6 protein-coding genes are annotated in these 12,192 nt (G+C 71.5%); all 6 read left to right on the top strand.

Going from position 1 to position 12,192, the window contains the following annotated elements; all coding sequences use genetic code 11:
• Positions 1 to 66 precede the first annotated feature (66 nt).
• Positions 67 to 2,469 (top strand): sodium-translocating pyrophosphatase, encoded by a 2,403-nt coding sequence (locus ACF062_RS21820; protein WP_392140435.1) that lies wholly within the window; start codon positions 67 to 69, stop codon positions 2,467 to 2,469.
• 232 nt (positions 2,470 to 2,701) lie between these two features.
• The gene (locus tag ACF062_RS21815) at positions 2,702 to 3,289 is read left to right on the top strand and encodes a small secreted protein (protein WP_392140433.1); all 588 of its coding nucleotides are present in this window, start codon (positions 2,702 to 2,704) and stop codon (positions 3,287 to 3,289) included.
• Between the two features lie 108 nt (positions 3,290 to 3,397).
• Complete coding sequence (locus tag ACF062_RS21810) at positions 3,398 to 4,921, top strand: methyltransferase (protein WP_392140431.1); 1,524 nt, start codon at positions 3,398 to 3,400, stop codon at positions 4,919 to 4,921.
• A gap of 209 nt (positions 4,922 to 5,130) precedes the next feature.
• Entirely contained in the window at positions 5,131 to 5,328 is a 198-nt protein-coding gene (locus ACF062_RS21805) for a hypothetical protein (RefSeq protein WP_223775937.1), read from the top strand.
• 516 nt (positions 5,329 to 5,844) lie between these two features.
• A complete protein-coding gene (gene topA / locus ACF062_RS21800) occupies positions 5,845 to 8,685 on the top strand; it encodes a type I DNA topoisomerase (RefSeq protein WP_392140429.1) in 2,841 nt (946 codons plus the stop codon).
• Between the two features lie 157 nt (positions 8,686 to 8,842).
• Entirely contained in the window at positions 8,843 to 12,124 is a 3,282-nt protein-coding gene (gene tmk / locus ACF062_RS21795) for a dTMP kinase (protein ID WP_392140427.1), read from the top strand.
• Positions 12,125 to 12,192 lie beyond the last annotated feature (68 nt).

Here is a 12,192-nt window from a genome sequence, read left to right as displayed (position 1 = left end):
TGATCAGGTTCCGCTCCCTACAATCCGTCCACATCTTGAGCTCAGCCCAAGCGTCAAGGAGGACGAATGGCGGGGCTTTCTACCCCTCATCAGATCGACCACCCCTCAACCTTCGCAGCCGCAGTCCTGACAGATGACAATCGCCTCATCGTGATGGCCATCGCGGCCGTCGCGCTCGCGGCGCTCGTCGTCGCCGGGATCCTGGTCCGCCAGGTACTCGCGGCAGGCGAGGGCACCGACAGCATGAAGAAGATCGCCACGGCGATCCAGGAAGGTGCGAACGCCTATCTCGGCCGGCAGCTGCGAACCCTCGGCGTATTCGCCGTCGTGGTGTTCTTCCTGCTCATGCTGCTGCCCGCGGACGACTGGAATCAGCGCGCCGGTCGTTCGATCTTCTTCCTGATCGGCGCGGCGTTCTCGGCGACCACCGGCTATATCGGTATGTGGCTCGCCGTGCGCAGCAATGTGCGCGTGGCCGCCGCCGCCCGAGAAGCCACCCCGGCACCAGGCGAGCCGGAAAAGGATCTCACCGCCGTCTCGCACAAAGCCATGAAGATCGCTTTCCGTACGGGCGGCGTCGTCGGCATGTTCACGGTGGGGCTCGGTCTTCTGGGCGCCTCCTGTGTGGTGCTCGTCTACGCCGCCGACGCGCCGAAGGTGCTCGAAGGATTCGGACTCGGCGCCGCCCTGATCGCGATGTTCATGCGTGTCGGCGGCGGCATCTTCACCAAGGCCGCCGACGTCGGCGCCGACCTGGTCGGCAAGGTCGAACAGGGCATTCCGGAGGACGATCCGCGCAATGCCGCGACCATCGCCGACAACGTGGGCGACAACGTCGGCGACTGCGCCGGTATGGCCGCCGACCTCTTCGAGTCGTACGCCGTGACGCTCGTCGCCGCGCTGATCCTCGGCAAGGTGGCGTTCGGCGACTCCGGGCTCGCCTTCCCGCTGATCGTCCCGGCCATCGGTGTCGTGACGGCGATGATCGGCATCTTCGCGGTGGCGCCGCGCCGCGCCGACCGCAGTGGCATGAGCGCCATCAACCGCGGCTTCTTCATCTCCGCGGTCATCTCGCTGGTGCTCGTGGCCGGCGCCGTCTTCGCCTATCTGCCGTCCTCGTACGCGAAGCTGGACGGCGTCACGGACGCGGCGATCAAGGCACACGACGGGGATCCGAGGGTCCTCGCGCTCACCGCCGTCGCCATCGGCATCGTGCTGGCCGCCCTGATCCAGCAGCTCACCGGCTACTTCACCGAGACCACCCGGCGTCCCGTCAAGGACATCGGCAAGACCTCGCTGACGGGCCCGGCGACCGTCGTCCTGGCCGGCATCTCGATCGGCCTCGAATCGGCCGTCTACACCGCGCTGCTGATCGGGCTCGGCGTGTACGGGGCGTTCCTGCTCGGCGGCACGTCGATCATGCTCGCCCTCTTCGCGGTCGCCCTCGCCGGTACGGGGCTGCTGACCACCGTCGGCGTCATCGTCGCCATGGACACCTTCGGGCCGGTCTCCGACAACGCGCAGGGCATCGCGGAGATGTCCGGCGACGTCCAGGGCGCGGGCGCGCAGGTGCTCACCGACCTCGACGCCGTCGGCAACACCACCAAGGCCATCACCAAGGGCATCGCCATCGCGACCGCCGTCCTCGCGGCGGCGGCGCTCTTCGGGTCCTACCGCGACGCCATCGCGACTGCCGCCAAGGACGTCGGCGAGAAACTCGGCGACGGCGCTCCGATGAACTTGGTCATGGACATCTCGCAGCCCAACAACCTGGTCGGCCTGGTCCTCGGCGCCGCGGTCGTCTTCCTCTTCTCGGGGCTGGCCATCAACGCGGTGTCGCGGTCGGCCGGGGCCGTGGTCTACGAAGTGCGGCGGCAGTTCCGCGAGCGTCCCGGGATCATGGACTACACCGAGAAGCCGGAGTACGGGCGCGTCGTCGACATCTGCACCAAGGACGCGCTGCGCGAGCTGGCCACACCGGGTCTGCTCGCCGTGCTCACGCCGATCGCGGTCGGCTTCTCGCTCGGCGTCGGCGCGCTCGGCTCGTTCCTGGCGGGCGCGATCGGCACGGGCACGCTGATGGCGGTGTTCCTCGCCAACTCCGGCGGCGCCTGGGACAACGCGAAGAAGCTCGTCGAGGACGGCCATCACGGCGGCAAGGGCAGCGAGGCCCACGCCGCGGTCGTCATCGGCGACACCGTGGGAGACCCGTTCAAGGACACCGCGGGCCCGGCGATCAACCCCCTGCTGAAGGTGATGAACCTGGTGGCGCTGCTCATCGCCCCCGCCGTCATCAAGTTCAGCTACGGGGAAGACGCCAGCGTCGGCATGCGGGTGGTCATCGCTGTGCTCTCCATCGCGGTCATCATCGGCGCGGTCTACGTCTCCAAGCGGCGGGGCATCGCCGTCGGGGACGAGGGCAACGCCGAGCGGACGGCCAAGTCGGCCGACCCGGCCGTCGCTTCGTAGAGCCGGTCCGGATCACCGTCCAACACGCGGGCGGGCGGCGCGTTTTGACGCGCCGTCCGCCCGATGCCGTACAGGTGGCTCGGGGCCGTGCGGCGCACGCGGGGAGCCGTGAGCCTTCTCTCGCACTCCGTGCCCGCCCTCCCTTGGTGCAAATGGCTGCAATAGCGGTTGTAACGGACCCCCGGCATGCGATTGTCGCTCGTTTGGCGTGTAAGTTCCGGGGCCGAGAGCCATGGAAGGGACCAATCCGGTGAACAAGAAGCTTGCAGCCGCACTGTCCGGCGGTGCGGTACTGGTACTCGCTTTGTCAGGGTGCGGCAGCGACGACGGCGACAAGGAGCTGGACGACTGGGCCAAGAAGGTCTGCGACTCCGTCCAGCCGCAGTCGAAGAAGATCGCGGACGCCAACGCCGCGATCCAGAAGGAGACCTCCGACAACAGCTCGCCGGCCGACGTCCAGAAGACCGACTCCAAGGCGTTCCAGGACATGTCCGACGCCTACAAGGCGATGGGCGCCTCCGTGAAGCGCGCGGGCGCGCCGCCGGTGGACGACGGGCAGAAGAAGACGGACGACGCCGTCAAGGAACTCAACGCCATCTCCAAGTCGTACGAGAACCTGAAGAAGCAGGTCGACGGCCTGGACACCAAGAACCAGGCGGACTTCGCGGACGGCCTCAAGGACGTCGCGGGCGAGCTGGACAAGCTGAGCAAGAGCGGCAACGAAGCGCTGGAGAAGCTCCAGGAGGGCGACGTCGGCAAGGCGATGGCCAAGCAGGACAGCTGCAAGAGCGCGTCCACCACGCCGCCCTCCAAGAGCTGACGGCCTGCCACCTTCTGGCCGTACGTTCCTCCTCTCCGGTCGTACGTTCTTCCCCGCCCCCGGCGCCCATGGTGGCGCCGGGGGCGCTGTCATGGGCGCCGGGCCACAATGGGGGGCGTGAGTAATGCCAGCCTCCCCCTGCCCTCAGCCGACCGCGCCGACGTGGCGGCCTCCCTGCGCCGGGCCCTGCTCGGCGCCGACTTCACCGCCGACGGGCTCCTCGAACTGCTCGGCGCCTCCGCGTACGCCGCGCTCGCCCGCAGCGAGACCGTGCCCGCGCTGCGGGCCACCCGCGGGGACGGCGCCCTCGCGGCCCTCGTACGGCTCTTCCTGCTCCAGGAAACCGTGCCCCACGCGCGCGTGGCGGACGTTCTGCCGCTCGACGCCCTCCTGGAGAGCGGTTGGCTGGCCGAGCGGGACGGAGAGCTGCGGGCCACCGTGGACGTGCGGCCCTACGGCGGGCCGAACGGCGAGGACTGGTTCATCGTCTCCGACCTCGGCTGCGCGGTCGGCGGCGCCAGCGGCATCGGCAGCCATGACGAGGGCGTCGTCCTCGGCGTCGGCGGCGCCTCCACGACGCTCGCCGGGATCACCGTGCGCACCCCTGTCGACAGCGCGCTCGACCTCGGCACCGGCTCCGGCATCCAGGCCCTGCACGCGGCCCAGCACGCCACGCGCGTGACCGCGACCGACCTCAACCCGCGGGCCCTGGAGTTCACCCGGCTCACGCTGGGCCTGTCCGGCGCCCCGGAGGCGGACCTGCGCGAGGGCTCGCTCTTCGAGCCGGTGGGCGAGGAGACGTACGACCTGATCGTGTCGAACCCGCCCTTCGTGATCTCGCCCGGCGCGCGGCTCACCTACCGGGACGGCGGGATGGGCGGGGACGATCTGTGCCGGACGCTCGTTCAGGAGGCGGGGACGCGGCTGAACGAAGGGGGGTACGCGCACTTCCTGGCCAACTGGCAGCACGTGGACGGCGAGGAGTGGCAGGACCGGCTGCGCTCCTGGGCGCCGCGCGGCTGCGACGCCTGGATCGTGCAGCGCGAGGTGCAGGACATCACGCAGTACGCCGAGCTGTGGCTGCGCGACGCGGGGGACCACCGCGAGGACCCCACGCGGTACGCGGCGCGGTACGAGGCGTGGCTGGACGAGTTCGAGGCGCGCGGCACGCGGGCGGTCGGCTTCGGCTGGATCACGCTCAGGAAGACGGGGGCCGCCGAGCCGTCCATCACCGTCGAGGAGTGGCCGCACCCCGTCGAGCAGCCTCTCGGCGAGACGGTGCGGGAGTTCTTCGACCGGCAGGAGTACCTGCGTACGCACGATGACGCGGCGCTGCTCGCCGCTCACTTCAAGCTCGCGGACGAGGTCGTGCAGGAGCAGGTCGGGCTGCCGGGCGCCGAGGACCCGGAGCACGTGGTGCTGCGCCAGCACCGGGGGATGCGGCGGGCCACCAAGGTGGACACGGTGGGCGCCGGGTTCGCCGGCGTGTGCGACGGGTCGCTGAGCGCCGGGCGCATCCTGGACGCCATCGCGCAACTGGTGGGGGAGGACCCCGTGTTGCTGCGGGACCGGACGCCCGCGCAGATCAGGCTCCTTGTGGAGCAGGGCTTCCTGCTGCCCGTCCAGGCGTAGCGCTCGGGCCGCCGCCCCCGCGCGGGGTGGTGAAACCGGCCAAGATCCCGTAGGGGTCCGGCGATTTGGGGGGGGCGGGCCGAGCAGGGCGGCGCGGGCCGCCCGACGTTCACCCCGATTTCGTCCGCCCGATTCCCTCGCGTGCCAGCCTCCAGGCCAAGGCCGCGCGGGGAGCGCCGGGCGGAGCGCCGTACGGGGAGGCAAGGGCCATGGAGAGCGCACCAGCGATTTTCGCCGGAACGGTGTTCGCGCTGTTCGGCGCCGCACTGCTGCTGTGGACCGGAGTGCGGGTCGCGCACCGTGAGCCCGTCGCCCAGGGTGTGAGCCCCGTCGCATCGGCGACGCTCGCCGCGCTCGCCGGATCCGGGGCGCTGCTGCTCGGCGTGTGGTGCTTCACGCGGCTGTGAGGATGCCCGGCCGCGGCGGTGGGCCACCCCCTTCCGATGGGGTGGAGCGTCGTATTCCGGCAGGGGTGGAGCGTCGCGCCCCGGCGGGCGGACGGCCGTACCGCAATGGGCCACCAGGTCGTACTCGGGTGGCGCGGGATGTCGTACCGAGGTAGGGGGTCAAGCCGCGCCCGGGTATGGCGGAGCGGATGGTTCCGGGGCGGTCGGGGGCCCGCCGCGGCACGGTCGGGGAGCCCTTCGCGGTGATCGCGCCGGTGTGGCGGGGCCGCACCACGGGCAGGGCGCCGAAACGGCAGGTCGCCACTCCGGGCGGCAGGAATGGCGGTAGTCGGGTTACCGTTCGAGTGGCCGTTGCGGGCTTTTCCCGTTTGACACGGGGGCGGGATGTACCGTCACACTCCGCAGCGACAGCGCAACGCAAGCCATGCGAGCACTGCCACCGCACGGCCAAGAGCACTGCCACGAGCAATGCCATCGCGCACTGCCACCGAGCGTCGACCGGAGAGAAGAGCGAAGTTGTCCCCGACCAGCGAGACCGCACAGGGCGGCCGCCGACTCGTCATCGTCGAGTCGCCTGCCAAGGCGAAGACGATCAAGAGCTACCTCGGCCCCGGCTACGTAGTCGAGGCCAGCGTCGGGCACATCCGCGACCTCCCCAACGGCGCCGCGGAGGTGCCCGAGAAGTACACCGGCGAGGTGCGCCGCCTCGGCGTGGACGTCGAGCATGACTTCGCGCCCATCTATGTCGTCAACGCCGACAAGAAGGCGCAGGTCAAGAAGCTCAAGGACCTCCTGAAGGACTCCGACGAACTCTTCCTCGCCACCGATGAGGACCGCGAGGGCGAAGCCATCGCGTGGCACCTCCTGGAGGTCCTGAAGCCCAAGGTCCCCGTCCACCGGATGGTCTTCCACGAGATCACCAAGGAGGCGATCCGCAGCGCCGTCGCCAACCCGCGCGAGCTCAACAAGCGCATGGTCGACGCCCAGGAGACCCGCCGCATCCTCGACCGCCTCTACGGCTACGAGGTCTCGCCGGTCCTGTGGAAGAAGGTCATGCCGCGCCTGTCGGCCGGCCGCGTGCAGTCCGTGGCCACCCGCCTCGTCGTCGAGCGGGAGCGCGAGCGCATCGCCTTCCGCTCCGCCGAGTACTGGGACCTGACCGGCACCTTCGGCACCGGCCGCGCCGGTGACGCCTCCGACCCCTCGCAGCTTGTCGCCCGTCTCACCACGGTCGACGGCAAGCGCATCGCGCAGGGCCGTGACTTCAACTCCGTCGGGCAGCTGAAGGCGGGCAGCGCCGGCACCCTGCACCTGGACGAGGCCAATGCCCGGGCGCTGGCCGCGGCCCTCCAGGACACGAGCTTCTCCGTACGCTCCGTCGAGTCCAAGCCCTACCGCCGCTCGCCGTACGCCCCCTTCCGTACGACGACGATGCAGCAGGAGGCGAGCCGCAAGCTCGGCTTCGGCGCCAAGGCGACCATGCAGGTGGCCCAGAAGCTGTACGAGAACGGCTTCATCACCTACATGCGTACGGACTCCACGACCCTGTCCGACACGGCCGTCACGGCCGCCCGCGCACAGGTCACCCAGCTCTACGGCAGCGACTACCTGCCGGACAAGCCGCGCACGTACGCCGGCAAGGTCAAGAACGCGCAGGAGGCGCACGAGGCGATCCGCCCCTCGGGCGACCGTTTCCGTACGCCCGCCGAGACCGGCCTGACCGGTGACCAGTTCCGGCTCTACGAGCTGATCTGGAAGCGGACCGTCGCCTCCCAGATGAAGGACGCGACCGGGAACTCCGTCACCGTCAAGATCGGTGGCCGGGCGAGCGACGGCCGGGACGCCGAGTTCAGCGCGTCCGGCAAGACCATCACCTTCCACGGCTTCCTCAAGGCCTACGTGGAGGGCGCCGACGACCCGAACGCCGAGCTGGACGACCGCGAGCGCAGGCTCCCACAGGTCAGCGAGGGCGACGCGCTCTCCGCCGACGAGATGTCGGTGGACGGCCACGCGACGAAGCCCCCGGCCCGCTACACCGAGGCCTCGCTGGTCAAGGAGCTGGAAGAGCGCGAGATCGGCCGCCCGTCGACATACGCGTCGATCCTCGGCACGATCCTCGACCGCGGGTACGTCTTCAAGAAGGGGACGGCGCTCGTGCCCTCCTTCCTGAGCTTCGCCGTGGTCAACCTCCTGGAGAAGCACTTCGGGCGGCTCGTCGACTACGACTTCACCGCCAAGATGGAGGACGACCTCGACCGCATCGCGCGCGGCGAGGCGCAGGCCGTGCCGTGGCTGCGGCGCTTCTACTTCGGTGAGGGCGAGCCCTCCGGAGGCGCCGCCGACGCGGGCAACGGCGACGGCGACCACCTCGGCGGCCTCAAGGAACTCGTCACCGACCTCGGCGCCATCGACGCCCGCGAGGTGTCCTCCTTCCCTGTCGGCGACGGCATCATGCTGCGCGTGGGCCGCTACGGCCCCTACATCGAGCGCGGCGAGCGCGACTCCGAGGAGCACCAGCGGGCAGACGTGCCCGAGGACCTGGCGCCGGACGAGCTGACCGTCGAGTACGCGGAGGAGCTGCTCGCCAAGCCGAGCGGCGACTTCGAACTGGGCGTCGACCCGGCCTCCGGCCACCAGATCGTCGCCAAGGACGGCCGCTACGGCCCGTACGTCACCGAGATCCTCCCCGAGGGCACCCCGAAGACCGGGAAGAACGCGGTCAAGCCGCGCACGGCCTCGCTCTTCAAGTCCATGTCGCTCGACACGGTCACCCTTGAGGACGCGCTGAAGCTGATGTCGCTGCCGCGCGTCGTCGGCACCGACGCCGAGGGCGTCGAGATCACCGCGCAGAACGGCCGGTACGGCCCGTATCTGAAGAAGGGCACCGACTCGCGCTCCATCGAGAGCGAGGAGCAGCTCTTCACGATCACGCTGGAAGAGGCCCTGGAGATCTACTCCAAGCCGAAGCAGCGGGGCCGCGCCGCCGCGAAGCCGCCGCTGAAGGAGCTCGGCGAGGACCCGGTCAGCGGGAAGCCGGTCGTCGTCAAGGACGGCCGCTTCGGGGCGTACGTCACGGACGGCGAGACCAACGCGACGCTGCGGGCGGCGGACTCCGTGGAGGACATCACCCCCGAGCGCGGCTACGAGCTGCTCGCCGAGAAGCGGGCGAAGGCGCCGGCGAAGAAGACCGCCAAGAAGGCCGCGAAGAAGGCGCCCGCCAAGAAGACCGCCGCCAAGAAGACCGCGGCCAAGAAGACGACCACGGCGAAGAAGACCACGGCGGCGAAGAAGACCACGGCCAAGAAGGCGACGGCCAAGACCGCGGCTTCGGACAAGGCCGCTGCTTCGGAGGACTGACGTTTCGCCTGCCGGGTGCCTGACCGATCGGCGCCCGGCATCGGGACGCCCCGTGTGCTCACGGGAACGGCTCGCGTCCCGAAGGCTCTCGTCCCGGGTGCGGTCGTTTGTTCGGGCGGGACGATTGGGAGGTGGCGCGTCCGGATAGGCTGGACGGATGACGCGTGCCGAGCAGCCAACGGCCGGAAACCCGGCCCCCGACGAAGCCCTGGTCGCAGATTCCCGAGAGCGTGCCGTCCGCGCCTTGCTGCGCGTACCGCCGTTGAAGCGGTTGTGGAGCGCACAGCTCGTCGGCAGTGTCGGCGACGCGCTCGCCCTGCTCGTCCTGGTGATTCTCGCCCTCCAGTCCGCCATCGCCGAAGGCGCCTTCGGAGGCGGCTATCGAGGCGTGGCCTTCGCTGTCACCGCCGTCTTCGGAGCACGCGTCCTCGCGACGCTGCTCTTCGGAGCCGTGCTGCTGGGCCCGCTGACGTCCCTCACCTCACCGGGCGGCCTCCTCGACCGGCGCTGGACCATGGTCGGTGCCGACGGCGTGCGCGCCGCCCTGCTGATCGTCGCCCCGCTGTGGATCGACTGGACCCCGGACAACGCCCTCGCGGTGCTCCTGGTGACCTCCTTCGTGGTCGGCGTCGCCGAGCGGTTCTGGACGGTCTCCAGGGAGAGCGCCGCCCCCGCCCTGCTGCCCGCACCGCCCCCGGAGGGCGCGACGGTGCGGCCGCTGCCGGACCACATGGACGCACTGCGGCGCCTGTCGCTGCGTACGGGATTCGTGGCGCTGCCCCTCGCGGCCGCCGTGCTCATCGCGATCACGCTCATCGGCAACCTCCTGGGCGCCGGGCTCGACTGGTTCGCGGAGCACCAGGCGGGACTCGCCTCGTTCGTCGCGGCCGGGCTGTACGCCGGTTCGCTCACCATCGTGTACCTCCTGCGGTTTCCCGGTACGCAGACGCCACGCGCGCGTAGCCCGCTCGAAGGGCTGCGCCGGCCCCGCACCGGAGCCGGGCCCGACAAGGGCCGCACCGGTGGCATCCCGCTGTTCGTCACCGCCTGCGCCGCCGTCGCGGCCGCCGTCGCCGCGGCCGTCGCCGTCGCCGTGCTGCACGCCAAGGACCTCGGCGGCGGGCCCGTCACGTACGGCCTGATCGTCCTCGCGCTGACCGGCGGCACCGTCGTCGGCATCCGTACCGCGCCGTCCCTGCTGACCTCGCTCTCGCGCCGCCGGCTGCTCGCGCTCACGATCGCCCTCACCGGCGTCGCGCTGCTCGCCGCGGGCCTCGTGCCCGACGTGACGACCGTCCTGCTGCTCCTGGCCCTCGCCGGTGTCGCCGCGGGCGTCGCCGCCAACATCGGCCACGCGCTGCTCGACCAGGAGGTCGAGGACTACCGCAGGGCCCGCACCACGGAGCACCTCCAGGCCGTCGTACGCCTCGTCGTCGCGCTCGGCGTGCTGGTGGCCCCCGTCGTCGCCGCCCTGATCGGGCCGCACCGCATGGTCAACGGCAAGTTCGTCTTCGACCACGGAGGCGCCGCCTTCACGCTGATGCTGGTCGGCGCGCTGCTGCTGCCGGTGGCCGCGCTGGTCCTCGCCAAGGCCGACGACCGGCAGGGCGTACCGCTGCGGCACGACCTGCGGGACGCGCTGCGCGGCGGTGACGACCCGGTGCAGGCGACCTGCGCCACCGGCTTCTTCATCGCCCTGGAGGGCGGTGACGGCGCCGGGAAGTCCACCCAGGCCGAGGCGCTCGCCGAGTGGATCCGCGCCAAGGGCCACGAGGTCGTCGTCACCCGCGAGCCGGGCGCGACGCCCGTCGGCAAGCGGCTGCGCTCGATCCTGCTCGACGTCTCGTCGGCCGGGCTCTCGCACCGCGCCGAGGCGCTGCTGTACGCCGCCGACCGCGCCGAGCACGTCGACACCGTCGTACGGCCCGCCCTGGAGCGCGGCGCCATCGTCATCTCCGACCGGTACATCGACTCGTCCGTCGCCTACCAGGGCGCAGGCCGCGACCTGTCGCCGACCGAGGTCGCCCGCATCAACCGCTGGGCCACCGGGGGTCTCGTACCGAACCTGACCTGCCTGCTCGACGTGTCGCCCGAGGCCGCGCGCGAGCGGTTCACCGAGGCGCCCGACCGGCTGGAGTCGGAGCCCGCCGAGTTCCACGCGCGCGTGCGGTCCGGTTTCCTCACGCTCGCCGCCGCCGACCCGGGCCGCTACCTCGTCGTCGACGCCTCGCAGGAGCCGGAGGCCGTCACGACCGTGATCCGGCACCGGCTCGACCAGGTGCTGCCGCTCTCCGAGGCCGAGGTGAAGGCCCAGGAAGAGGCCCGCAAGGCCGCCGAGGAGGAGGCGCGGCGCAAGGCCGAGGAAGAGGCCGCGCGCAAGGCCGAGGAGGAGCGCCTGGAGCGTGAGCGCCAGGAGCAGCTCGCCAAGCTCCGTGCCGAGGAGGAGGAGCGCAAGCGGCGCGAGCTGGAGGAGGCCCAGCGCCGCGAGGCCGAGCGGCAGGCCGAGGAGGCCAGGAAGCGGGCCGAGGAGGCGCGCCGCAAGGCCGAGGAGGAGAAGGCCAGGCTGCTCGCCGAGGAGAAGGTCAGGGCGGCCGAGGAAGCGCGGCGCCGCCGGGAGGCCGAGGAAGAGGCGCGGCGGCGGGCCGAGGCGGAGGAGCGTCGCCTGGAGAAGCAGCGGAAGGCCGAGGAGGCGTTGCTGCGGGCGGAGGAGGCGCGGAGGATGGCGGCGGCCGCGGCGGAGGCGGCCGCGGCGCCGTCTGTTGCGGCGCCGTCTGTGCCGGTCGTGCCTGTCGCGCCGTCTGCGCCGTCTGCGCCTTCGAAGCCGGAGGGGGCGGCTGCGGGCTCTGGGACGTCCAAGGCTGCCGGGGCGTCGAAGGCATCCGGGTCGAAGGCCTCGGGGAAGTCCACGTCCGCGGGGTCCGCGTCGCCCGAGCCAGCCGTGCCGGACAACGAGACCACCGTGCCGACGCCGGTCGTGGCGCCGCCCTCCGGGGCGGCCGACGAGACCGCCGTGTTGCCGCCGGTGCGGCCCGAGGGTCCGGGGTCGGAGGAGACCGCGGTGCTGCCGCAGCCGCCCGTTCCGGGGGCCATGGACGAGACCGCCGTGCTGCCGGCCGTCCGTGAGGGCCGTGAAAACCGTGCGGACCTGGAGGACAAGGTGCCGCCGGGGTACTTCAGGGACGAGCGTCCGGCGACTCCCGAGGGCGCCAACGAACGCACCCGGGAGCTGCCCCAGATCGACGAGCAGGGCGTACCGGTGCGGTCCCGGCCCGACTGGGCCGAGGAGACGCCGCCGGACGACCAGCCGACGCTGGCGGACGAACTGCTGGGCTCGCACGACGACGCCGCCGACACCGACGCGGACCACGGCGGCGTCGATGGCGAGGGCGAGGGCGACGGCCGCGGGGGACGTGGGCGTCGGGGCGGCCGCCGGCGTTGACCGCCGTGTCGGGCGGTGCGTGACGGATCGCGAATGCCGGATTGTCAGAGCCGTGTTCCACAATGGGC

Origin of the sequence: Streptomyces sp. NPDC015345, assembly GCF_043078805.1 — a bacterium.
Classification (GTDB): domain Bacteria; phylum Actinomycetota; class Actinomycetes; order Streptomycetales; family Streptomycetaceae; genus Streptomyces.
The sequence above is the reverse complement of the archived record's forward strand: the minus strand, read 5'-3'. Positions and strand labels throughout refer to the sequence as shown.

Excerpts from the sequence above, each read along its gene's own strand:
- ACF062_RS21810 (WP_392140431.1), top strand. The coding sequence starts at position 3,398 with ATGGGGGGCGTGAGTAATGCCAGCCTCCCCCTGCCCTCAGCCGACCGC.
- ACF062_RS21805 (WP_223775937.1), top strand. The coding sequence starts at position 5,131 with ATGGAGAGCGCACCAGCGATTTTCGCCGGAACGGTGTTCGCGCTGTTC.
- tmk (WP_392140427.1), top strand. The coding sequence starts at position 8,843 with ATGACGCGTGCCGAGCAGCCAACGGCCGGAAACCCGGCCCCCGACGAA.
- ACF062_RS21815 (WP_392140433.1), top strand. The coding sequence starts at position 2,702 with ATGGAAGGGACCAATCCGGTGAACAAGAAGCTTGCAGCCGCACTGTCC.
- ACF062_RS21820 (WP_392140435.1), top strand. The coding sequence starts at position 67 with ATGGCGGGGCTTTCTACCCCTCATCAGATCGACCACCCCTCAACCTTC.